Source organism: Streptomyces sp. NPDC051105 (assembly GCF_040682795.1).
In the GTDB taxonomy this organism is placed as follows: domain Bacteria; phylum Actinomycetota; class Actinomycetes; order Streptomycetales; family Streptomycetaceae; genus Streptomyces.
On the sequence record NZ_JBFBBR010000015.1, the window covers coordinates 105137 to 128999 of the forward strand.

The window sequence follows — 23863 nt, forward strand, 5'->3', positions numbered from 1 at the left end:
GAAGTCCTGCGAGAGGTCCTCGGCGCCCACCCGGCCCGGCCGCCCGGACACACCCTGGGGAGTGTGCCCGTCGAGTGGCGACCGGGTCGGGGTGGCGCGTTCCTACCTGACACCCGTTGCCCAGTGGCACACCATCTGGCGCACCCTGGCGAACCGTGGCGAATAGTCGCCCGGCAATCGTCACGGGGCTACTGTCAACTCAGCCGAGAACCTGGGGGCTTGACGTGAACGGACAATCCAACACCCGCCTCTCGGACCTGTTCGGCCTGGCCGGCTGGTCCAAGGGCGAACTCGCGAGGCTGGTCAACCGGCAGGCGGCGGCCATGGGCCACCCCCAGCTGGCGACCGACACCTCCCGGGTGCGGCGGTGGATCGACATGGGAGAGATCCCGCGCGATCCGGTGCCGCGGGTGCTGGCGGCCCTGTTCACCGAGCGTCTCGGCCGTGTCGTGACCATCGAGGACCTCGGTCTGGTACGGCACGGGCGTACGGGAAAACGGCCGGACGACGGGAACGTGGAACATCCCGACGGCATGCCGTGGGCGCCCGATCGAACCGCCGCGGTCCTCACCGAATTCACGGGAATGGACCTCATGCTCAACCGACGCGGCTTGGTGGGCGCGGGTGCCGCGCTCACCGCGGGATCCGTACTCAGCAGCGCCATGTACGACTGGCTGCACACCGACCCCACCTTGAAGACCGACGCCCCCGTCCTCGACGACCCTCTGCGCGCCGACCCCGCCGGGTTCGACCGCTACGAGGCCGCCCCCATCGGGTCCGAGGAGATCGAGGAACTGGAGCGCTCCGTCGAGGTGTTCCGCGCCTGGGACGCGGCCCGCGGCGGCGGGCTGCAGCGCAAGGCCGTGGTGGGACAGCTCAACGAGGTGGGCGGCATGCTCGCCTACCGGCACCCCGACCATCTCCAGCGGCGCCTGTGGGGCGTCGCCGCCAACCTCGCCGTGCTCGCGGGCTGGATGTCGCACGACATCGGCCTGGAGCCCACGGCCCAGAAGTACTTCGTCATCGCCGCCCACGCGGCCCGTGAGGGCGGTGACCGGCCGCGTGCCGGGGAGGCGCTCTCCAGAGCGGCTCGCCAGATGGTGCACATCGGCCGGCCCGACGAGGCACTCGACCTGATGAAACTCGCCCAGTCCGGCTCAGGCCACGAGGTGCTGCCCCGCACCCAGGCGATGTTCCACACCGTCGAGGCGTGGGCGCAGGCGTCGATGGGCAAGGGCCAGGCGATGCGCCGTACCCTCGGTCAGGCGGAGAGCCTCTTCGTCTCGGACCGCGGCGATGTGCCGCCGCCGAGCTGGATGCAGATGTTCAACGAGGCGGACCTGTACGGCATGCAGGCCCTGGCCTACCGCACGCTGGCCGACCATGACCCGAGCGCGGCCGTGCACGCCCGGCACTACGCGGAGAAGGCCCTGATGCTCAGGGCCGACAGCAAGCAGGAGCGGTCGAAGATCTTTGACTTCCTCTCCATGGCATCCGCCTGCTTCATCGCGGACGACCCCGAACAGGCGGGCCACTACGCGCGGTTGGCCCTGGTGTCGATGGGATCGAACTCCTCCCACCGCACCTGGGACCGGCTGCGCCAGATGTACCGGCTCACCGCCGAATACGCCAGCTATCCGAGGATCCAGGACCTGCGGGAGGAGATCAAGCTCGCCCTGCCCAAGGCGAGGAGCAGGGGGACGAACAACAGCGCGCAGGCATAGGGAGCCTGTGCGCGACCAAGCGCACCGGTTGATCCGGGTGGCGGCAGCCGCCCCTATTCACTCACCTTGGCGATGAGTACGCAGGCCTCGTCCTCGCGCCCGGTCTCGCCGAACTCCTCGATCACGGCCCTGACACAGTCCTGGGCGGTGCGTGCCGCCCCGAACCGTGGGGAGAGGCCGAGGAGCCGGTCTAGGGAGTCCGCCGCGCTGTGCCCGGGCAACAGCCCGTCGGTGTGCAGCAGGAGCAGGTCACCCGGTTCCAGGGTCACTTCGGCCTGCCCGTAACCGGCTCCCGAGGTGGCGCCGAGCAGGACGCCGTCCGGCGCGCTCAGCACGCACCCCGTCCCGTCGCGGAACAGCAGCGGGGCGGGGTGTCCTGCCTGCGCCCAGGTCAGGGTGCGGGTCGCGGGGCGGTAGCGGCAGCAGACAGCGCTGCCCAGCGCGGGTTGCACGGTGCCGTCGAGCAACTGGTTCAGCAGGGACATCAGTTGCCCCGGCCGGGCGCCGGCCATCGCCATGCCGCGTACGGCGCCGAGCAGCATAGCCATGCCCGAGGTGACGGCGACTCCGTGCCCGGTGAGGTCGCCGACGCTGAGCAGGGTGTCGCCGTCGGGCAGCTCCAGCGCGTCGTACCAGTCGCCGCCGAGCAGGGCGCTGGCCGCGGACGGCAGGTAGTGGGCGGCGGCATCGAGGGTGCCCGGGCCGCGGCGCGGCAGCGGCAGCGCGCCGCGCCCCGGCGGCAGCACGGCTTCCTGCAGTTCGGCCGCGAGCCGCTGCTCGGTCTGGTCCGGACGGCGCTGGTACCGCATCGAGTCGCGGGTCTCGCGCACCGTACGCTGGCTGCGCCGGAGTTCGCTGACGTCCCGCAGCACGGCCCACATCGAGGCGGTGCTGCCGTCGCCGCCGAGTACCGGCTCGCCCATCATGTGCACGGTCCGCACGTTCCCGTCGGGCCGCAGGACGCGGAACTCGCCGTCGATCGGCTTGGCGTCGACCAGGCAGTCGGTGACCATCGCGGTCAGTCCGGGCCGGTCCTCCTCCAGGACCAGGGCGGGCAGTTCGTCGAGGGTGAGCGCGGGCGCGGCGGGGTCGCGGCCGAGGATCTGGTAGAGCTCGCCGGACCAACTGGCCTCGTCTGTCAGGAGGTTCCACTCCGCGCTGCCGACCCGGCTGAGCAGCGAACCGTGCGGGATGCCGGCCGGTGCCGAGGGATGCACCGGCCCGGCGTCCGGGCCGGGCGGCAACGGCGCGGGGCCGTCCCGCAGCTGCGCCAAGTGCTCGTCCAGATCGTTGAGCTGATGCAGTGCCAGGTCGTACAGTGCGCGCTGCCAGCGGTCCCGGGGGTCGGAACCGTCGCTCCGGGTGTCCCGTCGTACGGCGTCCACATCGCCCCTGAGCCGCCGCGTCTGCGATATCAACGCCTCGACCGAGCCGCGCCCGGGCGGCTGGGCGGCGGGGCGGTCCGCGGAGACATGGGACGGCATGACGCACTCCGATGCGGGGACGGTACGGCCAGGACGGGCGGGGGACCGGTTACGACTGTTGCACAGCCTGCGACGCCCCGTAAGGGATTTGGCAACACACGATAAGGTGGTGCTTCTGGCATATGCCAGAGTCTTCACGGGCTGGTGGACCGCTATGAAATACGTACGCGGCCCGCGAGGCAAGTCGTAGCCGGACTACGCGACTTGACCTATTTTCAGGGGTGTTCGTGTCGCGCTCGGGCGACTGTTCGACGTGTCTGTGTTCGCAGTGTCGCGGTCTCGGCCAACCGCGGCAACTCTGTCCGGATTTCGCGTCATGCGAGGGGCACCTGTGGAGTCCTACAGGCATGGACATCACTTTCGAGCAACCTGCCCGCGCCCGGCTGATCACCGCCGAGGACCAGGAGGTCCCGGTGCCCGCCACGCTCCGGTACACCTCCGGTGATCCGCTGGCCGTGTTCGTCGATTTCCCCGCCGAGGTCACCCTCGGCGGGGAGGAGGTCACCTGGACCTTCGCGCGCTCGCTGCTGGACCAGGGTCTCGATGTCCCCGCCGGGCGCGGGGACGTGCACATCTGGCCCTGCGGCCGGGGTCGCACGGCCGTGGAGTTCCACTCGCCGCACGGGCTCGCCCTGCTCCAGTTCGACACCCAGGCGCTCGTCCGCTTCCTGCAGCGCACCCACGAGGTGGTGGCGCCGGGGGAGGAGGACGTCGAGGCGGTCGTGGAGCGGGGTTTGAGCACGTTGTTCGGGGGTGTCTGAGAGGGATCCGGCGCGACCGACGCGTACTTTGACTTCTGTTCACTCCCTCTCACCGCTCCGGTGCGGACCCTGATGAACGCCCCGTGCACTCTTGCGCGCGGTGTGCCACACGGGCACACCCGTAACGAGGACGGGGCGAATGACACTGATCAGCCGAAGAGGCTTCGTGGGACTGGGCGCTTCCGTGGCGGCGGGCATGGCGGTGAGCGCCGCCGGCCCATGGACGGCGGCTGCGGCCCCGGCCACGGCGACCGGCACGATCTCGGACGTACAGCACGTGGTCGTCCTGATGCAGGAGAACCGCAGCTTCGACCACTACTTCGGGCGCCTCAAGGGTGTCCGCGGCTTCGCGGACCGCAGCGGTATCACCCTGAGCGGCGGCTACCCGGTCTTCAACCAGCCCAACGGCTCGGGCCGCCAGTATCCCTGGAGGCTGAGCGCGACCCCCGACGCGGGCGGTCAGAACGGCGAGACCCTGGCCCAGTGCAACGGCGACCTGCCGCACTCGTGGTCCTCCCAGCACTCCGCCTGGAACAAGGGCCGCCTCGACAACTGGGTCGCGGGAGTCGGCAACGTACGGTCCCTCGGCTATCTGGACCGCTCCGACATCCCCTTCCACTACGCACTCGCCGACAACCTCGGAGCTGCGCTTCCTGGAGACCTGGACAACGGCTCTCGGCAAGCCCGCGAACTGCCCCCACATCAGCGCCTGGCGACGCTCGGTGAGCGGCGGCCTGACCGGCGTCTTCGACTTCGCCAACCCGGTCCACGGCGCCGTCTCCCTGCCCCCGACCGGCGCCATCGGCTACTCCACCTGCGGTCCGCTGCCCCACCCGGTGCCCACCACCAACGCCCTGCCGACCCAGGAACCCGGCACCCGCCCGGCCCGTGCGCTGCCCTACCAGCCCAACGGGTACCTGGACCGCCTGGAGTTCGGGACGTCCGGCACGATCCGCGCCTGGTTCACCATGGCCAACCAGGGCGCCCCGGCGACCCGGGCGGCGCACTTCTCCCTCCACCCGAACGCGTACCGTGACACCACGCCCTGGCAGTACACGGTGGCCGCGGGTGGCACCGCCTCCGACTACTTCAACATCGGCACGGGTTACGGCGGCGGCAAGTACGACCTGAGCATGGTCGGCCCCAACCGCTTCCTGCGCCGCTTCCAGGGCGACGCCACCAAGGCCGGCAAGTCGGCCGAGGTGAGCACCCTTTACACCGTGGAGCCCGGCACCGGCAAGCTCGCCGTCTGGTTCAGGATGACCAACTCGGCTCAGGGCCGGTGAAGTTCACCATCACGTCGAACAACTACCGCACCGACGGCCCCTGGACCTATCAGGTCGCCGCCGGTGCCTCCGTCGAGGACTACTTCAACGCCGTCGCCCACCAGGGCGGTTGGTACGACTTCACGGTCACGGTGGCCTCCGAGGCGACCTGGTCGCGCCGGTTCACCGGCCACCTGGAGACGGGCTCCGCGAGCGTCAGCGGCTGACGCCTCAGGCGTACAGGTCCGGGCGCGGGGCGAGTTCGACGGTCGTACGGCCGCCGGACTCCAGGGCCCGGACCCCGGCCTCGGCGACGACGGAGGACGCGTAGCCGTCCCACACGCTCGGTCCGGTGACCCGGCCCTGCCGGGTGGCGTCCACCCAGGACTGCACCTCGCGGTCGTAGGCGTCGGCGAACCGCACCAGATAGTCCTGGGGCACCTCCTCGCGGGCGGCGCCCGCCGAGGTGACCAGCATGGTGTGGTCCTCGCCGATCCGGGCGCTGCCCCGCTCGCAGACCGCCTCGCAGCGCACCTGGTAGCCGAAGCCGCAGTTGACGAAGACCTCGACGTCGACGAGGGCGCCGCCGTCGGTCTCGAAGAGCACCAGCTGCGGGTCGACCAGTCCCTGCGGGGCGCCCGCGGACGGCTGCGGCCGCAGCACGGTGACCGCCGTCAGCTCCTGGCCGAGCAGCCAGCGGGCCGCGTCGATCTCGTGCGAGACCGAGCTGTTGATCAGCATGGCGCTGGTGAAGCCGGGCGGCGAGGACACATTGCGGTGGGTGCAGTGCAGCATCAGCGGCCGACCCAGGCCGCCGCCGTCCAGCAGCGTCTTGAGGCGCCGGTACTCGGCGTCGTAACGGCGCATGAACCCGATCTGGGCCAGTCTGCGGCCGAGCCCGGCTTCGGCCTCCACCACCCGCAGGGCACCTGTGGAGTCCGGCACCATGGGCTTCTCGCACAGCACCGGCAGCCCGCGGGTGAAGGCCGCGAGCAGCGGCTCCTCGTGCGCCGGGCCGGGGGAGGCGATCAGCACGGCCTCGACACCGGGCGCGTCCAGGGCGGCCAGCGGTTCCGCGTGGACGGTGACCCCGTCAAGGCCGGCCGCCGCCTCCTTGGCGCGGTCCAGGTCCGGGTCGGCGACAGCCGTCACCCTCGCTCCGCTCACTACTTGATCGAGCCGCCGTATGTGGTCGGCACCCATGTGCCCGGCACCCAGTACCGCGACGCCCAGCAGCTCAGCCACGCCACACTCCCTCTCGGCCGACGATCACGCTGCAGAGCCTAGACGTCGGCCGAGTGAGCGGATGCGTCAGTACCGCAGCACCCCGGCGATGCCGTTCTCGTCGCCCAGGGTGCCGTCCGGGACGAAGCGGACGTCGGCACCGGTCTCCAGGCACTGCTCGACGATCTCGTCCACGATGTCGTCGCGGGCGTCGAGGTCGCCGCTCGCGGCCGGGATCAGGTGGTCGCCGTCGTCACGGACGGCGGTGCGGTAGTTCTCCTCGACGGCCAGGAGCCGGACACGGCCCTCGCGGGCGCTCTGCCAGACCTCGTCGACACCGGCCGCGAACGTCTTGTGACCGCGCGCGGATTCCAGTTCGCGGGTCACCGACGCGGTGTTGCGGCGGGAGTCCGCCTCCAGCAGCGGCCGGATCACCTGCCACACGGCTTCCGGACCGGCGTGCGCGAGGCCGCCGTGCTGTACGAGGTTGCTGTCCCTGGCGACGTTGCCGAACTCCTCCCACAGGGAGAGAGCGGCCTGCTCACCGGTGACGTACAGGCGCCGCGGCTGCTCACGCAGCAGCGCGGCCATCATGGTGTCCGCGTCCCGCAGGAAGCGCTTGGTGTCCTCGTCGCGGAAGGTGCTGGGCATGTCGCCGATGCGCTGAAGCCGCTCGGCGTCGAAGTTCTCCTGGCTGCGGGTCATCGGGAAGCCGCCGGCCTGGCTCTCGGTGACCCGGTCGACCCCGCCGTTCCACAGGGTGATGCGGTCGGCCGAGATCGACAGTACCCAGAACGGCCGCTCGGACGCCTGGGCCGAGACCAGGTTGCGGGTGAGGAAGGTGTCCGAGAGCACCACGCGCTCGGGCACGCTGCGGGCCAGCGACCACACCTGGTGCTCACCCGGCGCGGCGAAGATCACCAGACCGTCTTCGGCATGTGCCAGATCGACCTCGGCGAGGGCCCGGTCGAGCTGGTCGAAGAGGTCGCTACGGCGCTCCCGGGTGACCGCCGGATCGGTTTCCAGCTGCTTCTTCGCCTCGGCCACGACATTGCGCAGCCGGACGGGATCCTGGGCGTTGTCGGGCTCGCGGCGGTGCGTCGGCGTCAGCACGGAGACGGCGGGGTAGGGGCGCGGGCGGCGCAGCTCGGCGAGGGTCGAAGGACTGAGTGCGTGCTCCATATCAGCACCATAGGGCCGATTCGCGATTGGGGCATTTGGGGTAATTCTCTCCATGGGGTCCACGGGATTCACCGGTGGGATTCGCCCGGTGGGATTCGCCCGGGATTCACTCGGTGGGATTCGCCCGGTGCGCGGCGGAGGTGAACGCGATGGCCCGGCTGACCGTCGACGGCGACGAGGTCGTCGTCCGCCTGGGCGGACGGGAGGGGTTGCTCGCCCACCGCCGCCGGGTCAGGGTGCCGCTCGCGTAGGTGCGCGGGGCCTCGGTGGAGCCCGACTGGTGGCGGGTGCTGCGCGGCGAACCGCACCCCGGCCACTTCCTGCCCGACCGGTCCTGTGTCGGTACCTGGCAGCACCCGCGCGGGCGGGACTTCGTCGCCGTCCACGAACACGGCCCGGTCGTCCTGGTCGACCTGGAGCCGTCCGCGCCCTTCGCCCGGCTCGCGGTGTCCGCGGACGACGCGGAGGCGGTCGTGGCGGCCATCAGGCGCACGCTGTAACCGTGTTGAGGCCGGCTTCCCGGTGACGGCGGGCGGAGCGGCCGGTTACCGTACCCGGCAGTAACCGGATCGTGCCCCAGGAGGCCCCCATGCCGCAGCTCGAGGTCGACGGAGCGGCGCTGACGTACGACGACGAGGGTCCCCGGGACGGCGCCGCCGCGCCCCTGGTGTTCATCCACGGCTGGACCGGCGACCGGCACCGCTGGGACCACCAGATGGCGCACTTCGCCGAGGATCGCCGGGTGATCCGCCTCGACCTGCGCGGTCACGGCGAGAGCACCGGGGCCGGCGTGCGGACGATCGCCGAACTCGCCCAGGACGTCGTCGCCCTGCTCGACCATCTCGAGGTGGATCGTTTCGTCCCCGTCGGCCACTCCATGGGCGGCATGATCTCCCAGACCCTCGCGCTCACCCATCCCGAGCGGGTCGAGCGGATGGTGCTGGTCAACTCCATCGGCAAGATGGCGTACAGCCGCGGCCGCGGCCTGCTGATGGCGGCCTCCACCCTGGTGCCGTTCAAGCTGTTCGTCGCCGCCAACATCCAGCGCGCCTTCGCCCCGGGGTACCCCCGCGCGGAGATACGCGGGTACGTCCGAGCCTCCGCGGACACTCCGCGCGAGGTCGTCATGACGCTGTACGGCGCCATGCGGGCCTTCGACGTCCTCGACCGGGCCGGGGAGATCACCGCGCCCACCCTGATGGTGCACGGCTACCAGGACATCCAGCTACCGGTCCGGCAGATGCTGCGGATGGCCAAGGCCTATCCGGACGCCGAGGTCCGGATCATCGACGCCGGCCATGAACTTCCCGTGGAGCGGCCGGCCGAGCTGACGGCGACGCTGGACCGGTTCCTGACAGCGGCGCCGGCGCGCGAGGAGCGTGCGGACGCGTAGCGCGACGACGCTGCAGCGGCAGGTGGCCGGCGCCCGGTGAAATCCGCGGCGCCGGTTCCGTTTGGGGAAGTTTTTGCGGTTGGCCTGTTCCGGGCGGGCCTGGCCCGGTGCGGGGCGGGTTCGCGGGCCCCGCGCGGGCAAAGCGCGGCCGAAAGAGTGAGGCGGGGCGGCCGTTCGTGTTACGGCCAGGTTGACCGGCCAGGGTCCCGGGAGCACGCTCGTCATATAGGTGCTGAATACAAGTGGTTCGCTCGGGCAATCGCCTTCCATCAGGGAACCGCAGGTGGCGGGCGTTGTCCGGGTGACCGGCAGCAGGAGGTAGCGCATGTGTGGCATCACCGGCTGGGTCTCCTTCGACCGTGACCTCACCACCGAGACGCGCGCATTGGATGCAATGACGGAGACCATGGCTTGCCGCGGTCCCGACGACCGCGGTACCTGGAGCGAGGGCCCCGCAGCCCTGGGCCACCGCCGGCTCGCGATCATCGACCTGCCCGGCGGCCGCCAGCCCATGACCGTCCGCACCCCGGACGGCACCGTCGCGATGGTCTACTCCGGCGAGGCCTACAACTTCACCGAGCTGCGCCGCGAACTCGCCGACCGCGGCCACGAGTTCACCACCGACTCCGACACCGAGGTGGTACTGCGCGGCTATGTGGAGTGGGGCGACACCGTCGCCGAGCGGCTGAACGGCATGTACGCCTTCGCCGTCTGGGACGGCCGCCACGACAAGCTCGTGATGATCCGCGACCGGATGGGCATCAAGCCGTTCTACCTGTACCCGACCCCGGACGGCGTCCTGTTCGGCTCCGAGCCGAAGGCGATCCTGGCCCACCCGCTGGTCCGGCCCCGGGTCGGCCTGGACGGACTGCGCGAGCTGTTCACTATGGTCAAGACCCCCGGGCACGCCGTGTGGGAAGGCATGCGCGAGGTCGAACCCGGCACCGTCGTCACCGTCGACCGCCACGGACTGCGCACCCGGACCTACTGGCGGCTGGAGACCCGCCCGCACGCCGACGACCGTGACACCACCGTGGCCACCGTCCGCCGGCTCCTCGACGACATCGTGCGCCGCCAGCTGGTCGCCGACGTACCCCGCTGCACCCTGCTCTCCGGCGGCCTCGACTCCTCGGCCATGACCGCCCTCGCCGCCCGGCAGCTCGCCGTGCGGGGCGAGAAGGTCCGCAGCTTCGCCGTCGACTTCGTCGGCCAGACCGACCACTTCGTCGCCGACGAACTCCGCTCCACCCCCGACACGCCCTTCGTGCACGACGTGGCCCGGCTCGCCCGCACCGACCACCAGGACATCGTCCTGGACGTGAACAGCCTCGCCGACCCCGCGGTCCGCGAGCGGGTGATCCGGGCCCGCGACCTGCCGGCCGGGTTCGGGGACATGGACGCCTCGCTCCTGCTGCTCTTCCGGGCCGTCCGCGACCAGTCCACCGTCGCACTGTCGGGGGAGTCCGCAGACGAGGTGTTCGGCGGGTACCTGCAGTTCTTCGACGAGGACGCCCGCGCCGCCGACACCTTCCCCTGGCTGTACATGGCCGGTCGGCACTTCGGCGACGACACCGACGTCCTGCGCGCCGACCTCACCAAGTCCCTCGACCTGGAGTCGTACATCGCCGACGGTTACCGCTCCGCCGTCACCGGCGTCCAGCGTCTCGACGGGGAGAGCGACTTCGAGTTCCGGATGCGCCGGATGAGCTATCTGCACCTCACCCGCTTCGTACGCATGCTGCTCGACCGCAAGGACCGGATGAGCATGGCCGTCGGCCTGGAGGTCCGGGTGCCGTTCTGCGACCACCGGCTGGTCGAGTACGTCTACAACGCGCCCTGGGCGCTGAAGTCCTTCGACGGCCGTGAGAAGACCCTGCTCCGGGAGGCCACCCGGGACGTCCTCCCGCAGTCCGTGTACGACCGGGTCAAGAGCCCCTACCCGTCCACCCAGGACCCGGAGTACGGGCGAGCCCTCCAGGACCAGGTCAAGGACCTGCTGGCCCGGCCCGACCACCGGGTCTTCGACCTCGTCGACCGTGAGAAGGTGGACCGTGCGGCCCACCGGACCGGGCTGGGCAGCCAGGTCGCCCGGCGCGGCCTGGAACGCACCCTCGACCTCGCGCACTGGCTCGGCCTCTACACCCCCGAACTCACCCTGGCCTGACCCTCAGCCCGACGAGTCGGTACCGGCGCCGCGGTCGTCGGCGTCGGCCGGGCAGGAGCTGCCGTCGGCCGGCAGCGTGCCGTACAGCAGGAAGTCGTCGACCTTGCCGTGCACGCACTTGGAGGACGTGTACCCGGTGTGGCCGTCGCCCCGGTTGTCCAGCACCACGGCCGACGGCCCGAGCCGCTTCGCCGTCTCGATCGCCCAGCGGTACGGCGTCGCCGGGTCGCCGCGCGTGCCCACCAGCAGGATCGGGGCGGATGGCACGTCCTTCACCTCGTCGCGAATGAAGTCCGTGCCGCGCGGCCGGCCGTAGCAGAGCAGCACCTGGGTGAGCCGGAACCGGCCGAAGACGGGGGACGCCTGCTCGTACTCCTTGCGGAGCCGGTCGACGTCCTGGGTGAGCCGCTGGGCGCTCGGCCGGTCGGGGTCGTCGGCGCAGTTGATCGCCATCAGGGCGGCCGACAGGTTGTCCACGGGGATGTCGGCGCTGTCCACCAGTCCGTTGCCGCGCCGCTGCCCGGCGGGGAGGGCGTAGCCGCCGGACGCGACGTTCTGCACCCCCCGGGTGTCACCGTCCTCGATCAGGGAGGCCAGTGCCCGCTCCAGCAGCGGCCACAGCTCCCTGCTGTACAGCCCCTGCCCGATGGCACCCACCAGGTCCTGGCCGGAGAACGCGCCCCCGAAGTCGGACGGCACCGGGTTCTCGTCGAGCGAACGCACCAGCTCCACGATCGCTTCGCCCGCCTTGCGCCGGTCCTGCCCGAACGGACACCCCAGGCCCGTGACGCACCAGTCCAGGAAATCGTCCAGTGCCTGCTGCTGCCCCTGGGCGCCCGCCACCCCCTGCTCGGCCAGCGACTCGGTCAGCGTGTCCACACCGTCCAGGGCCATGCGGCCCACCTTGTGCGGGAACTGCGCCGCGTACACCGCGCCGAGCTTGGTGCCGTAGGAGAAGCCCAGGTAGTTCAGTTTCTTGTCGCCGAGCGACTGGCGGATGACGTCCAGGTCCCGGGAGGCGTTCACGGTGCCTATGTGGGACAGCACGGGCCCGGAGTGCTCGGTGCACCGGACCGTCAGCTGCTTGAGGATCTTCATCAGGGCCTGCGGATGGGCGACGTCGGGTACCTTGTCGGTGCTCGCGTCGTCCGTGGCCTCGTCGAGGCCGTCGCCGCAGCTGACGGGGGAGGAGCGGCCGACCCCGCGGGGATCGAAGCCGACCACGTCGTAGCCGTTGGTCAGACTCATGAAGTCCTTGCCGGAGAGCCCGAGCCCGCTGACGCCCGAGCCGCCGGGGCCGCCGAAGTTCAGCAGCACCGAGCCCCGCGACTTCCCGGTCGCCCGGTAACGGGACAGCGCCAGGTCGATGGTGCCCTGGGCCGGTTTCGCGTAGTCGAGCGGCACGGTCACCTTGGCGCACTGCATGTCCTTGGACAGCTCCACGTCCTTGCATGCCGCCCAGTGGGCCTTCTGCCGGTAGAAGCGGCTCAGGTCCGGCTCCCTGGTGCTCGTCGTCGCCGTGGCCGCGGGCAGCCCCGCGCCGAGCAGGGCCAGCACGACGGCTCCCGCGCCGGCACAACGACGCGCGGCGGGCCGGTTACGGGGCATGGCCGGCATCGAGGGCCTCCAGGGACACTCCGTGGCGGACCGGAAACAGGGCTTTCGATCACCATAAGCGGGTCCCGGTGGGCACGCCTCCCGACGAGCGGGCCGGACCGGGGTGCCGTACCCTGCCGCGATCACCGGCTTCAGGCCTCATACACGGTTTTGCCCCGGGTTCGATAACGATGTCACTCGATGGGGTGAAATGCGGATAAGCCATAACTCACATGGCTCGTCCACGGTTTAACCGGTGCGGGCGAGCGCCCGCAACAATGTCTGGAAGGCAGGGAACCATGAAACGGGTTACCCGAAACGGTGTGATCGCCGTCGCCGCCGCCTCCGGTGCGATGGCCGTGGCGGCCCCGTCCTGGGCCGACTCCGGCGCGGACGGCGTCGCGGCCGGTTCGCCCGGGGTGATCTCCGGCAATGGCATTCAGCTGCCGGTGCACATCCCGGTGAGTGTGTGCGGGAACACCGTCAACGTGGTGGGGCTCCTGAATCCGGCGGCCGGCAACACCTGCGTGAACGAGGGCGGCGGGGCCGGTGACGGCAAGTCCGGCGGCCCGGCCACGACCGGCGGCGCGTCCGCGCAGGGCACCGAGGAGGACTCGCCCGGGGTGGTCTCCGGCAACGGCATCCAGTTGCCGGTCGACCTCCCGGTGAACGTGAGCGGCAACAGCGTGAACGTGGTCGGGGCACTCAATCCGGCCATCGGCAACACCTCGGTGAACACCTCCGGCGACCACCCGAGCACGCCGGAGACTCCGCCGCCGGCCCCGGAGCCGCCGGCCCCGGCCCCGGTCAAGACCCACCCCGGCCCCAAGGCGGTCCACCCCGCCCCGCCGCCGGCCGCGACGACCACGCTCGCCCACACCGGGACGGACCTCACGGGTGCCGCCGCGGCGGGCGGTGCGGCGCTTCTGCTCGCAGGGACCGTCCTGCACCGGCGCTTCCGGCCGGGCCGCTTGCGCTGACCGTCCGACGCGCCGCCGAGGCGGGCCGTCGAGAAACGTCCCTGCAGGCCCCACCGGACCCCGACCGGTGGGGCCTGTGCCGTGCACGGGTCCCGGCGGGCCGTCTCGGTCGACAAGCCCGCCGGAGCGGCCGGTTGCGCATGCCGACGGCTTGATCCAGTCGTGGTGCGGCGCTCGGTGATCGGGAAGGATGCTGCGGACGCGGCGCCGCCCGCCGCGCTGTCCGACCGCACTGTGTGGGCGGCCCGGGCCGCCCCGACCAGCCGCTGAATGGAGCGCATCGATGACCTCTCCGGCCCCCCAGGACCTCGTCGTCACGCAGGCCACGCCCGACGACTGGCCGGTGGTCCGCGGCTGGGCCGTGGACGAGGGCTGGAATCCCGGGCTGTCGGACGTCCCCGCCTTCTTCGCCCAGGACCCCGAAGGGTTCTTCATCGGCCGGGTCGACGGCGCACCGGTGTCGGCCGTCTCCGTCGTCAACTACGGCGCCGACTACGCCTTCCTGGGCTGGTACCTGGTCCGCCCCGACCTGCGCGGCCACGGCCACGGCCTCGCCACCTGGAAGACCGCGCTGGCGCACGCCGGCACCCGTACGGTCGGCCTCGACGGCGTGGTGGCCCAGCAGGACAACTACCGCCAGTCCGGCTTCGAACTGGCCTACCGCACCGCCCGGTTCGTGGGTTCCGCCCCGGCCGCCGGGATCCCCGCGGGCGTCCGACCGGCACGCGCCGCCGACCTGCCCGCCGTCACGGCGTACGACAGCGCCTGCTGCCCGGCCGACCGGCCGCGGTTCGTGGCCGCCTGGCTGACCGGCGCCGGCCACCGGGCCTTCGTCCGCCACGACGGCGACCGCCTCACCGGCTACGGCGTGATCCGTCCCGGCCACGACTGCCTGCGCATCGGCCCCCTGTTCGCCGACACCGCCGAGGACGCCCGCGCCCTGTTCGCCGCCCTCGTGACCGAGGCGGCCGGCCGTCAGGTCGCCGTCGACGTGCCCGAGACCAGCACGGCGGGCGTCGCCCTCGCCGAAGAGGCCGGATTCACCCCCTCGTTCGAGACCGCACGCATGTACACGGGCCCGGTCCGCGACTACGCCCTGCAGCGGGTCTTCGGCGTGACGACGCTCGAACTCGGCTGACCGGACGGGCGGTCGGGTCCCGTGCCGTACCGGCGGCCCGGGAACGCGTGCCGACGGCCCAGCGCGACGACCACCAGCGCGACCGACATCAGCGGCGGCGCGGTCCAGGGCAGCGCGGCCGCGCCCAGCCGGTCCAGGGCGAGGCCGCCGGCCAGCGAACCGGCGGCGACGCCCGTGTCGTAGACGGTGGCCTGCAGCGAGGTCGCCACCTCGGCGTCGGCGGGTCCCGAAACGTCCACCAGCGCCGTCTTGGATCAGGGCCGGTGCCCCGCCGGCGAGGCCGCCGTCCAGGACGTCCAGCAGAACCGCGACCTGCTCGACTCCGGGCTGACCACGGAGATGATCCGCGCGATCCTGCCGTATCTCTGCGGGCCCGCGCAGATCCATCCGCCGCGCGAGTGCGTGACCCCGGAGACGGCCGCGCTGCTCAGCGGGCACGTGGAGCGCATCCAGGCCCGCATCGACCGCCTGGCCCGCAACCGGAGCCGGCTCGCCGCGCACCTGGCGGCCGTCCGACCGGGCGGGAGCGGGTAATCGCGTTGCCGCGAGGGCGCGCGGATGGTGGAGTGCTCGGATGGATCATCAAGCGGTGCTCGCTCTGTACGACCGTGACATGCGCGAGGGCGCCCGGCCCGACGGTCCCGGCGCGCGTGTCGAGCAGGTCGGCGGCGTGGTGCGCCAGGTGGCGGACAGCGAGGGATGGAACGGTGTCGTCTGGTCGGCCCTGGACGAGACGACCGCGGATCGTGCGATCGCCGAGCAGATCGACCGCTTCCGGGGGCTGGGCCGCGACTTCGAGTGGAAGCTCTACAGCCATGACCTCCCGTCGGACCTCGGCGCGAGACTCCTCGAAGCCGGATTCCGGCCCGAACCGGAGGAGACGCTGATGATCGCCGAGGGCGCCGGGCTGACTGTCGACGCCGAACTTCCGGACGACGTCCGGGTGGTGCCCGCCCTGGACGCGGCGGGCGTCGAACTCGTGGTGGACGTCCACGAGAAGGCGTTCGGCACGGACGGTTCGCGGCTGCGGCACCAGTTGCTGACGCGGCTCGCCGAGCAGCCCGACACCCTGGTCGCGGTCGTCGCCCTGGCCGGGGACGAGCCGGTGAGCGCCGCCCGCATGGAGCTGGTGCCGGGGACGCGATTCGCCGGGTTGTGGGGCGGCGGCACGGTGAAAGGGTGGCGGGGACGCGGTGTCTATCGCGCCCTCGTAGCCCATCGGGCCCGTGCCGCCGCGGCTCACGGCTACCGGTATCTGCAGGTGGACGCGTCTGCCATGAGCCGGCCGATCCTGGAGCGACTGGGTTTCCACGCGCTGAGCACGACCACGCCGTACCTCTACGCGATGTGATCGGCGCGTTCCGGCTACCGGCGTGCCCTGGTCCGGTCGAGTGCCGCCACTCCCAGCGCCGCCAGCGCGATCTGGATGAACCACTCGATCCAGTCCGGCCCCTTCGTGTCCGCCACGCCGAAGCCGGCCGCGATCGCCGAGCCCAGCAGCGCCGCCACGATGCCGACGACGATGGTCAGCAGAATGCCGATGTGCTGGCGGCCGGGAACGACCAGGCGTCCCAGTACACCGATGATGATACCGATGATGATGGCACTGATGATGCCCGAGATCTCCATGTCCGCCCCTCTTCGTCTGTACTCCGCTGCACTCAAATCTGCCCGCTCAATGCGCGGGCAGTCCCCTCCGGTTGTTACAGCGGTTTTCTGTTCATCGATCCGACATGCCATGTACCTTTCAATGAGTCGACGCGTGTAGAAATCTCAACCAGCTTCTACGCGCGAAGAGTTGGCGCCCCCACCGCCTTTACCCCACCCCTCATGGAGGTTCGCCGGATGTTTGGATCCAGCAGATCCCGCCACAGAATCACCACCGCCCTGGCCGGGTTCGCCCTGTTCGCCACGGGAGCCGCCCTCCAGGTCGGCACCGCGGCCGCCCCCGCGCACGCGGCCACCACCTACCGCGTCCTGTACGACGACGGCCACGCCGAGGAGGCCGGCAACGCGGACTGGATCATCTCCACCAGCAAGCCCGACCCGCTCTCCGAGGACTCGTCCCCCTCCTCGGAGACGGACTGGACCGGCGCCCTCTCGTCATGGGGCGTCGCCCTCCAGAAGACCGGCAGCTACAGCCTCAAGACCGCCACCAGCGCCCTGACGTACGGCGGTTCGTCGACGACCGACCTGTCGAACTTCGACGCGCTGGTCCTGCCCGAGCCGAACACGCTGTTCACGACCGCCGAGAAGACGGCGATCATGAACTTCGTGAAGAACGGCGGCGGCCTGTTCATGGTCTCCGACCACACCGGCGCCGACCGCAACAACGACGGCGAGGACGCCGTCGAGATCTTCAACGACCTGATGACGAACAACAGCGTCGACTCGACCGACCCGTTCGGCTTCTCGATCGACACCCTCGACATCAGCTCCGGCTACCCGGCCGCGATCAGCGACAGCACCGACCCGGTGCTGCACGGCTCCTTCGGCACCGTCACCAAGAGCCTGATCGCCGACGGCACGACGGCCACGTTGAAGCCGTCGGACAACTCCGCCGTCAAGGGCCTCCTCTACCGCAGCGGTTACTCCGGCAACACCGGCGCCTTCTTCGCCACCAGCACCTTCGGCAGCGGGCGGGTCGCCTTCTGGGGCGACAGCTCGCCCATCGACGACGGCACCGGCCAGTCCGGCAACACGCTGTACGACGGCTGGAACGACAGCGGCGCCACCAACGCGGCCCTCGCCCTGAACGCCACCGCCTGGCTCGCCGGGGGCGGCAGCAGCGGCGGAGGCGGCGGGGGTGGTGGCGGCACCTGCACCGCCGCCCAGCTGCTCGGCAACCCCGGTTTCGAGTCCGGCAACACCACCTGGACCGCGAGCAGCGGGGTCATCACCAACTCCAGCAGCGAGGCCGCCCGCACCGGCTCGTACAAGGCCTGGCTCGACGGCTACGGATCCGCCCACACCGACACCCTGTCCCAGTCGGTGACCATTCCGTCCGGCTGCTCCGCGACCCTCAGCTTCTATCTGCACGTGGACACCGCGGAGACCACCACCAGCACCGCCTACGACAAGCTGACGGTGACGGCCGGATCCACCACCCTGGCCACGTACTCCAACCTCAACGCGGCCTCCGGATACGTGCTGAAGAGCATCGACGTCTCCTCCCTGGCCGGTACCACGGCGACCATCAAGTTCACCGGCGTCGAGGGGTCGACCCTCCAGACGTCCTTCGTCATCGACGACACCGCGCTCAACGTGAGCTGAGCCCGGCGGACGGTTCCGGCGCGGTAGCCGGAACCGTCCGCTCCGCCGCGTTCCAGCCGGAGACCCGCACCCGGGGCTCCGAGCCGTGCAGGTCGGCGGTCCGGTAGGTGGCCGTGAGGGTCGCCGACTCGCCCGGCCACAGGCTGACCTCGTTGTCGGACCAGCGCACCGGCAGGACCGGCCTGCCGTTCGCGTCGACCAGGTGGACGTCCGTCAGCAGGGCCGGTGTCCTGTCCGTGCCCGCGTTGCGGACCGTCACCGTGGTGGTCGACATGCCGTCCGCGGCCGTGGTCGACGCGGTGGCCGTGACCGGCACCTGGGCCATCGACGCCAGCCCCTTCAGATCCGCGTAGCTCGTCGTCGGGGTGTAGTACCAGTCCGTGCCGGCCCAGTCGAGGGTGTCCGCCTTGGTGGAGAGCCAGTAGACGTTGCGGCTCACCTCCTGGCCGGCCGCGTCGGTCAGGACCAGCCGTACCAGGTAGGTGGACGACAGTCCGCTCACCGACGCCGGCAGGGTGAGCGCGGTGGTGTGCGCGCCGTCGCCCTTGACCGAGAGGCCCGTGACGGTCCGGTCGTACCTCTGCGTGCCGTCCGGGTCGAAGAGCGTCGCCCGCGCGGTGAGCTGGGAGGCCGCGGCGTGCCGGTTGTTCACCACGGCCACCGAGCGGTCGTCGTACGAGTACTGGACGTGCAGCGGCTCGTTGGCCTTCTTCGCGCCGAAGTAGGCGCCGCCCTGGTCGAGGTAACGGTCCATCAGCTGCCAGTGCAGGGACGTCCAGCCGCTGTTGAACATCCAGTAGACGACCCCGGTGGACGGCTTGGCGGCGTCGGTCTGGTTGCGCCCGTACGCCTCGTACTGGGCGCGGACGTTCTCGTACTGGGCGAGCTGTGCCTTGCGGACGTAGTCGGTGAGGCTCTTCGGGGCGCCGTAGCGGCCGGTGAGGGCGGCGTCGTAGATCTTCAGGGTGCCGAAGGTCGCGGACGGTGAGCGGTGGTACTGCTTGGCGTCCGGGTTCTTCCAGAGGGTGTCGAGTTCGGCTGGGGTCATCATCCGGCGCAGGGTGTCGAGGGTGGGGATGTCCGGGCCGGCGCTGGTCTCCGAGTTGAAGCCGGTGGCGCCGCCCTCGCGCTTGGCGTACCAGTAGCCCGGCGGGACCCAGTCGTAGGGGCCGGTCATCTTCATGCCCGAACTGCCAAGCTGGGGAGCCGACTTGTCCGAGGCGGCGGGAACCACCGGGGCGGCCCAGTCGGCGGCGTCCAGGGCGTCCAGATAGCTCTTCTCGATCTTCGCGTCGGGCGCGGCGTCGCTGCCGATCAGGAAGGAGATCACGCTCGGGTGGTCACGCAGCCGGGCGGCCTCGGCGGCCATCGAGGCCTGGGCGACCGGGTAGTCGGCGGCGGTCCACTTCTCGCCGCTCTCGCCGCTGTTGGTCTGCCCCTCCCATTTGTCGCAGCACTCCCAGCCGGGCAGGGTGAGGACGCCGAGGCGGTCGGCGAGGTCGAAGAACTCGTCGGGCTCGATGTGGCCTTCCAGCCGGATGGCGTTGAGGCCCAGGTCCACGGCGTACCGGAGGCGGTCCTCGACGTAGGTCGAATCCCAGCGCAGGAACTCGTCCGGTGACCAGCCGCCGCCCTTGATCAGCAGCCTGCGGCCGTTGATCGAGTACTGGCGGGCGCCGTCGGGGTTCAGCGGGGCCTGGACGTCGCGGATGCCGAAGCTCTCGTGCGCGGTGTCCGACGCCGTCCCGCTGACCGAGGCGGTGAGGTCGAGGTCGTACAGCGGCTGGCCGCCCATGCCGGCCGGCCACCACACCTTCGGGGAGGTCAGGTGGAGGCCGGGGACGTCGGCTGGGGTGAAGGTGACGGTCTTGGTCTGGTGGGCGGCCAGGGCGACCGATCTGGTGACGGCCACCCCGGCGACCGTGCCCGAGACCTCGGTGGTGACCGGGGTGTCCGAGTCGTTGCGGGCCTGTGCCTTCACCGTCAGGTCGGCCGTCGCGAGGGACGGCACCGCGAGCTTCGTCACCACGTGCGCGTCGCGCAGCGCGACCGGGCCGCCGCGCCGGACCAGGACGTCACGGACGATGCCCATGTTCTGGTCGGGCGGGGGCTGGAGCCAGTCGAGCCAGCCCATGGTGAGGTTCTTGTTCGGGTTATTGGGCTGGATGCGGAAGGCGACCGTGTTCGTGCCGGACGTCACCAGGGAGGTGACGTCCAGTTCATGGTGGGTGTAGGCGCCGGTGACGTCGGCGGTCGTCGCGACCCGGTGGCCGTTGACGTACACGTCGGCCGCCGAGATCACCCCGCTGAAGTCCAGATAGGTGCGCTGGGACGTGTCCGTCACGGTGAAGTCGCTGCGGTACCACCAGGGCACCTGGAAGGGCGACTTGGGGATCTTCTGCAGGTTGGTGGAGACGAACGGGTCGTCGTACACGCCGTCGGCGAGGAGTGCGGCCAGCACCGTGGAACGGGGGCCCGCCGGATACCAGGCCTTGGCCGGATAGCCGGGGGAGGAGACCGCCGCCGCCGAGTCGCTCACGTCGGCCGTCGACCGGATGGCGTAGCCGGACAGCGGGGTCCCCGACCCGGCGGTGGACGGCACACGGGTGATCCGGGCGGGCCCGTGGGCCGGGTCGTGGGCCCCGGCCCAGGCACTGGTGTTGAGTGAACCGAGCAGGCCCAGGGCCACGGCGGCCGTGGCGAGGCGGTGTCCGGGGGCGCGGCGAGGGAACACGATGGTCTCCAGGCTCGTAAAGTTAGGAAACTTTACTAACCAGGCTCAAGCTAGGGTTCCGGGCGGGCGGTGTCAATCACCGTGGCGCCCGGGCGAGGTGGCGGCGCCGGCTTCAGGACGTGCCCGACCTGCGCTCGAAGACCAGGTCACGGGCGGTGTCGAGGGCCGTGGCCACCGCGCCGAGCAGCACCGCGTCCTCGCCGAGCCGGCTGGGCGCGAGCTTCGGGCGCAGCGGGGTGAGCGTGCGCAGATGGTCCCGGACCGGACGCAGCAGCAGGTCGACGCTGTGGCCGACACCGCCGCCGAGCACCACCAGGTCGGGGTCGAGTACGGCCGCGGCCGCCGCCACCGTGTGGGCGATGCGCTCGCCCTCGAGACGTACCGCCTCGACAGCCGCCTGATCGCCCTGGCGGGCCGCGTCGAACACGGATTTCGCGGTGAGCTGGCCGGTCATCCCGAACCGGCGGGCCGCCTCGACCACGGCCACCCCGGACACCGCGTCCTCCAGCCGCTCCGGCTTGCGCTGCCGCCCGGGCCAGGGCAGGAAGCCGATCTCCCCGGCGAGTCCGTGCGCCCCCGTGAACAGCCGCCCCTCGCTGACGACCCCCATCCCCAGACCGGTGCCGATCATGATGTAGGCGAACAGCCGGCTGCCCGCCCCGACGCCGTACGTGTACTCGCCCAGCGCCGCGAGATTGGCGTCGTTGTGCACCGCCAGCGGGATGTCCAGCTCCTCTTCCATCCGGTCGAACAGCCCGGCGCGCCCCCAGCCCGGCAGATGCATCGCGTACCGCACCCGCCGCTGCCGCTCGTCGTACACGCCGGGCGTGCCCACCACCCCGTGCACCACCTCGGCCGGATCGACCCCGGAGTTGGCGACGACCTGCCGTGCGGTGGTGACCAGCAGGTCGGCCATCGCGCCCGAGCCGCGGGCCCGGTTGCGCACGTCGGAGCGGGCGACCAGGGTGCCGTCCAGGTCGGCGACCGCCACCCGCAGCCAGCCGCGGCCCACGTCGACGCCGAGCGCGTACCCGGCCGCCGGGTCGGGCGCGTACAGCACGGCGGTGCGGCCGCGCTCCGGGGCGTGGGTGCCGACCTCGTGGACCAGGCCCGCCGACACCAGTGCCGCGAGCGCGCTGGACACCGTCGGTTTCGACAGGCCGGTCTCGCGGGCGAGTTGGGCGCGGGAGGTGGAACCGAGCCGGCGCAGCCGGTCCAGCAACAGCCGCTCGTTGGTGCTGCGCAGTCGCTGCCGGCTCCAGGGCTGTTCCTGCTGCTCTACGACGTCGCTGGCGGCCATCACACCATTCTCACCGATTCCTGACGCATACTTGACGCATCTAGTAAGGCTCCTTAACTTTATCGGCCATCCCGCCGAATCGGCCGCCGTCTGTCGTCCGCGTCCCGCCTCTTCCCTCCGTGCCTCGCTCAGGAGCCTCCATGTCCGGTAGTCCCGGTAGTCCCGGTAGCCCCGGTAGTCCCCTCGGTCCTGGTAGCCCGCCGTCCGAAGGCGGTTTCGTCCGGCGCGTCGGCCTGTTCCAGGCCACCGCCATCAACATGAGCCAGATGTGCGGCATCGGCCCGTTCGTGACCATCCCGCTGATGGTGTCCGCGTTCGGCGGCCCGCAGGCGGTGATCGGCTTCGTCGCGGGCGCCGTGCTCGCGCTCTGCGACGGCCTCGTATGGGCCGAGCTGGGCGCCGCGATGCCCGGCTCCGGCGGCAGTTACGTCTATCTGCGCCAGGCTTTCCAGTACCGCACCGGACGCCTGATGCCGTTCCTGTTCGTCTGGACGGCGATGCTCTTCATCCCGCTGATCATGTCCACGGGCGTGGTCGGCTTCGTGCAGTACCTGGGCTATCTCGCCCCCGGACTCGGCCAGACCTCCGGCGACCTGATCGGGCTCGGCATCATCGCCCTGGTGGTGCTCCTGCTCTGGCGGGGCATCGAGCACATCGCCCGGATCACCGCCGTGATGTGGACGGTGATGATCGCCTCGGTGCTGCTGGTGATCGTCGCCGCGGCGAGCGACTTCAGCCCGCACCTGGCGTTCACGTACCCGGCGCACGCCTTCGACCTGACCGGGGACCACTTCTGGCTGGGCTTCGCGGCGGGCCTGACCATCGGCATCTACGACTACCTCGGCTACAACACCACCGCCTACATGGGCGCGGAGATCAAGGACCCCGGCCGCACCCTGCCGCGCTCCATCCTCTACTCGATCGTCGGCATCATGGCGATCTACCTGCTGCTGCAGATCGGCACGCTCGGCGTCGTCGACTGGCACCGCATGACGAACCCGGACGACATCGCCTCGACCTCGGTCGCCTCCGCGGTCCTGGAGAAGACCTGGGGCAAGGGCGCCGCCGACACGGTGACCGTGCTGATCCTGATCACGGCCTTCGCCTCGGTCTTCACCGGCCTGCTCGGCGGCTCCCGGGTGCCCTACGACGCGGCCCGCGACCGCGTCTTCTTCCGCCCCTACGAGAAGCTCCACCCCAAGCACCGCTTCCCGATGCTGGGCCTGGCCACCATGGGCGTGATCACCGCGATCGGCTTCCTGATCGGCCGCCACACCGACCTGGCCACGCTGATCCAGCTGCTCACCACCGTGATGGTGATCGTGCAGGCGCTGGCCCAGATCGTGGCGCTCACGGTGCTGCGCCGCCGTCAGCCGACGCTGAAACGGCCGTACCGCATGTGGTTCTACCCCGTGCCGAGCATCGTCGCCTTCGCCGGCTGGTGCGTGATCTACGGCTACGCCGACAGGAACTCCCCGGGCCGCCACCCCATCGAGTGGTCCCTGGCCTGGCTCGCCCTCGGCTGCGTGGCGTTCCTGCTCTGGGCGCGCCTGGAGAAGGTGTGGCCGTTCGGGCGCCGGGAGATCACTGAGGAGTATGTGACACCCGAGAGCCCGGTCGCGGTGTAGTCTCCAGAACACACGTC

The 23863-nt window shown here is 71.1% G+C and carries 20 protein-coding genes and 1 pseudogene; 13 read left to right on the forward strand and 8 right to left on the reverse strand.

The annotated features are described in order from the left end of the window. The first annotated feature begins 224 nt into the window (after nucleotides 1–224). Complete coding sequence (locus AB0N16_RS31550) at nucleotides 225–1724, forward strand: hypothetical protein (protein ID WP_365802612.1); 1500 nt, start codon at nucleotides 225–227, stop codon at nucleotides 1722–1724. Nucleotides 1725–1777: 53 nt separating this feature from the next. Here the strand turns inward: AB0N16_RS31550 and AB0N16_RS31555 are convergent, their stop codons facing one another. Beyond that, the gene (locus AB0N16_RS31555) at nucleotides 1778–3208 is read right to left on the reverse strand and encodes a SpoIIE family protein phosphatase (RefSeq protein WP_365802614.1); all 1431 of its coding nucleotides are present in this window, start codon (nucleotides 3206–3208) and stop codon (nucleotides 1778–1780) included. A 347-nt stretch (nucleotides 3209–3555) separates the two neighbouring features. Between AB0N16_RS31555 and AB0N16_RS31560 the strand changes: the two genes are divergently transcribed. Both AB0N16_RS31560 and AB0N16_RS31565 read left to right on the forward strand, forming a co-directional pair. After that, the gene (locus AB0N16_RS31560; RefSeq protein WP_351707504.1) at nucleotides 3556–3969 is read left to right on the forward strand and encodes an SsgA family sporulation/cell division regulator; all 414 of its coding nucleotides are present in this window, start codon (nucleotides 3556–3558) and stop codon (nucleotides 3967–3969) included. A 139-nt stretch (nucleotides 3970–4108) separates the two neighbouring features. After that, nucleotides 4109–5461, forward strand: a pseudogene (locus tag AB0N16_RS31565) (phospholipase domain-containing protein). Nucleotides 5462–5465: 4 nt separating this feature from the next. On the opposite strand, the gene AB0N16_RS31570 reads toward AB0N16_RS31565, so the two are convergent. Together AB0N16_RS31570 and AB0N16_RS31575 are read right to left on the reverse strand one after the other, a co-directional pair. After that, nucleotides 5466–6479, reverse strand: a complete 1014-nt coding sequence (locus AB0N16_RS31570) for a Gfo/Idh/MocA family oxidoreductase (RefSeq protein ID WP_365802616.1) — start codon at nucleotides 6477–6479, stop codon at nucleotides 5466–5468. Between the two features lie 66 nt (nucleotides 6480–6545). Further along, nucleotides 6546–7640, reverse strand: coding sequence for a chemotaxis protein (locus tag AB0N16_RS31575; protein WP_365802618.1), 1095 nt, complete (start codon nucleotides 7638–7640; stop codon nucleotides 6546–6548). Between the two features lie 113 nt (nucleotides 7641–7753). Between AB0N16_RS31575 and AB0N16_RS31580 the strand changes: the two genes are divergently transcribed. The 4 genes from AB0N16_RS31580 to asnB all read left to right on the forward strand — a co-directional run bounded on the left by AB0N16_RS31580 (nucleotide 7754) and on the right by asnB (nucleotide 11197). Next, nucleotides 7754–7891, forward strand: a complete 138-nt coding sequence (locus AB0N16_RS31580; RefSeq protein ID WP_365802620.1) for a hypothetical protein — start codon at nucleotides 7754–7756, stop codon at nucleotides 7889–7891. Continuing rightward, nucleotides 7892–8140, forward strand: coding sequence for a hypothetical protein (locus tag AB0N16_RS31585; RefSeq protein WP_365802622.1), 249 nt, complete (start codon nucleotides 7892–7894; stop codon nucleotides 8138–8140). An 89-nt stretch (nucleotides 8141–8229) separates the two neighbouring features. Next, complete coding sequence (locus AB0N16_RS31590) at nucleotides 8230–9033, forward strand: alpha/beta fold hydrolase (RefSeq protein WP_365802624.1); 804 nt, start codon at nucleotides 8230–8232, stop codon at nucleotides 9031–9033. 325 nt (nucleotides 9034–9358) lie between these two features. Continuing rightward, nucleotides 9359–11197 (forward strand): asparagine synthase (glutamine-hydrolyzing), encoded by a 1839-nt coding sequence (gene asnB, locus AB0N16_RS31595; protein WP_365802626.1) that lies wholly within the window; start codon nucleotides 9359–9361, stop codon nucleotides 11195–11197. A gap of 3 nt (nucleotides 11198–11200) precedes the next feature. On the opposite strand, the gene AB0N16_RS31600 is transcribed toward asnB, so the two are convergent. After that, nucleotides 11201–12814: an alpha/beta hydrolase gene (locus tag AB0N16_RS31600; protein ID WP_365802628.1), complete on the reverse strand. Its 1614-nt coding sequence runs from the start codon at nucleotides 12812–12814 to the stop codon at nucleotides 11201–11203. Nucleotides 12815–13092: 278 nt separating this feature from the next. Here AB0N16_RS31600 and AB0N16_RS31605 point away from each other — a divergent pair, with 278 nt between their 5' ends. Together AB0N16_RS31605 and AB0N16_RS31610 are read left to right on the forward strand one after the other, a co-directional pair. Next, on the forward strand, nucleotides 13093–13773 hold the full coding sequence (locus AB0N16_RS31605; protein ID WP_365802630.1) for a chaplin: 681 nt from the start codon (nucleotides 13093–13095) through the stop codon (nucleotides 13771–13773). A 283-nt stretch (nucleotides 13774–14056) separates the two neighbouring features. Continuing rightward, nucleotides 14057–14911 (forward strand): GNAT family N-acetyltransferase, encoded by an 855-nt coding sequence (locus AB0N16_RS31610; protein WP_365802631.1) that lies wholly within the window; start codon nucleotides 14057–14059, stop codon nucleotides 14909–14911. Here the strand turns inward: AB0N16_RS31610 and AB0N16_RS31615 are convergent. Next, nucleotides 14863–15150: a hypothetical protein gene (locus AB0N16_RS31615; protein WP_365802633.1), complete on the reverse strand. Its 288-nt coding sequence runs from the start codon at nucleotides 15148–15150 to the stop codon at nucleotides 14863–14865. The genes AB0N16_RS31610 and AB0N16_RS31615 overlap by 49 nt on opposite strands. Before the next feature lie 10 nt (nucleotides 15151–15160). On the opposite strand from AB0N16_RS31615, the gene AB0N16_RS31620 reads away from it, so the two are divergent. Both AB0N16_RS31620 and AB0N16_RS31625 read left to right on the forward strand, forming a co-directional pair. Beyond that, entirely contained in the window at nucleotides 15161–15445 is a 285-nt protein-coding gene (locus AB0N16_RS31620; RefSeq protein ID WP_365802635.1) for a MerR family transcriptional regulator, read from the forward strand. 40 nt (nucleotides 15446–15485) lie between these two features. Beyond that, nucleotides 15486–16262 carry a GNAT family N-acetyltransferase gene (locus tag AB0N16_RS31625; protein ID WP_365802637.1) on the forward strand — a complete coding sequence of 259 codons (777 nt, stop codon included), beginning with the start codon at nucleotides 15486–15488 and terminating at the stop codon, nucleotides 16260–16262. Between the two features lie 14 nt (nucleotides 16263–16276). On the opposite strand, the gene AB0N16_RS31630 is transcribed toward AB0N16_RS31625, so the two are convergent. Continuing rightward, entirely contained in the window at nucleotides 16277–16540 is a 264-nt protein-coding gene (locus AB0N16_RS31630) for a GlsB/YeaQ/YmgE family stress response membrane protein (RefSeq protein WP_360486309.1), read from the reverse strand. Between the two features lie 216 nt (nucleotides 16541–16756). On the opposite strand from AB0N16_RS31630, the gene AB0N16_RS31635 reads away from it, so the two are divergent. Beyond that, nucleotides 16757–18184, forward strand: a complete 1428-nt coding sequence (locus AB0N16_RS31635; protein WP_365802639.1) for a hydrolase — start codon at nucleotides 16757–16759, stop codon at nucleotides 18182–18184. Here the strand turns inward: AB0N16_RS31635 and AB0N16_RS31640 are convergent. Next, on the reverse strand, nucleotides 18171–20918 hold the full coding sequence (locus tag AB0N16_RS31640) for a sugar-binding domain-containing protein (protein WP_365802641.1): 2748 nt from the start codon (nucleotides 20916–20918) through the stop codon (nucleotides 18171–18173). The genes AB0N16_RS31635 and AB0N16_RS31640 overlap by 14 nt on opposite strands. Before the next feature lie 112 nt (nucleotides 20919–21030). Then, complete coding sequence (locus AB0N16_RS31645; RefSeq protein WP_365802643.1) at nucleotides 21031–22218, reverse strand: ROK family transcriptional regulator; 1188 nt, start codon at nucleotides 22216–22218, stop codon at nucleotides 21031–21033. A gap of 140 nt (nucleotides 22219–22358) precedes the next feature. On the opposite strand from AB0N16_RS31645, the gene AB0N16_RS31650 reads away from it, so the two are divergent. Further along, nucleotides 22359–23846, forward strand: a complete 1488-nt coding sequence (locus tag AB0N16_RS31650) for an APC family permease (protein WP_365802645.1) — start codon at nucleotides 22359–22361, stop codon at nucleotides 23844–23846. Nucleotides 23847–23863: the final 17 nt, after the last annotated feature.

Excerpts from the sequence above, each read along its gene's own strand:
- AB0N16_RS31555 (WP_365802614.1), bottom strand. The coding sequence starts at position 3,208 with ATGCCGTCCCATGTCTCCGCGGACCGCCCCGCCGCCCAGCCGCCCGGG.
- AB0N16_RS31560 (WP_351707504.1), top strand. The coding sequence starts at position 3,556 with ATGGACATCACTTTCGAGCAACCTGCCCGCGCCCGGCTGATCACCGCC.
- AB0N16_RS31575 (WP_365802618.1), bottom strand. The coding sequence starts at position 7,640 with ATGGAGCACGCACTCAGTCCTTCGACCCTCGCCGAGCTGCGCCGCCCG.
- AB0N16_RS31590 (WP_365802624.1), top strand. The coding sequence starts at position 8,230 with ATGCCGCAGCTCGAGGTCGACGGAGCGGCGCTGACGTACGACGACGAG.
- asnB (WP_365802626.1), top strand. The coding sequence starts at position 9,359 with ATGTGTGGCATCACCGGCTGGGTCTCCTTCGACCGTGACCTCACCACC.
- AB0N16_RS31600 (WP_365802628.1), bottom strand. The coding sequence starts at position 12,814 with ATGCCGGCCATGCCCCGTAACCGGCCCGCCGCGCGTCGTTGTGCCGGC.
- AB0N16_RS31605 (WP_365802630.1), top strand. The coding sequence starts at position 13,093 with ATGAAACGGGTTACCCGAAACGGTGTGATCGCCGTCGCCGCCGCCTCC.
- AB0N16_RS31610 (WP_365802631.1), top strand. The coding sequence starts at position 14,057 with ATGACCTCTCCGGCCCCCCAGGACCTCGTCGTCACGCAGGCCACGCCC.
- AB0N16_RS31625 (WP_365802637.1), top strand. The coding sequence starts at position 15,486 with ATGGATCATCAAGCGGTGCTCGCTCTGTACGACCGTGACATGCGCGAG.
- AB0N16_RS31630 (WP_360486309.1), bottom strand. The coding sequence starts at position 16,540 with ATGGAGATCTCGGGCATCATCAGTGCCATCATCATCGGTATCATCATC.
- AB0N16_RS31635 (WP_365802639.1), top strand. The coding sequence starts at position 16,757 with ATGTTTGGATCCAGCAGATCCCGCCACAGAATCACCACCGCCCTGGCC.
- AB0N16_RS31645 (WP_365802643.1), bottom strand. The coding sequence starts at position 22,218 with ATGGCCGCCAGCGACGTCGTAGAGCAGCAGGAACAGCCCTGGAGCCGG.
- AB0N16_RS31650 (WP_365802645.1), top strand. The coding sequence starts at position 22,359 with ATGTCCGGTAGTCCCGGTAGTCCCGGTAGCCCCGGTAGTCCCCTCGGT.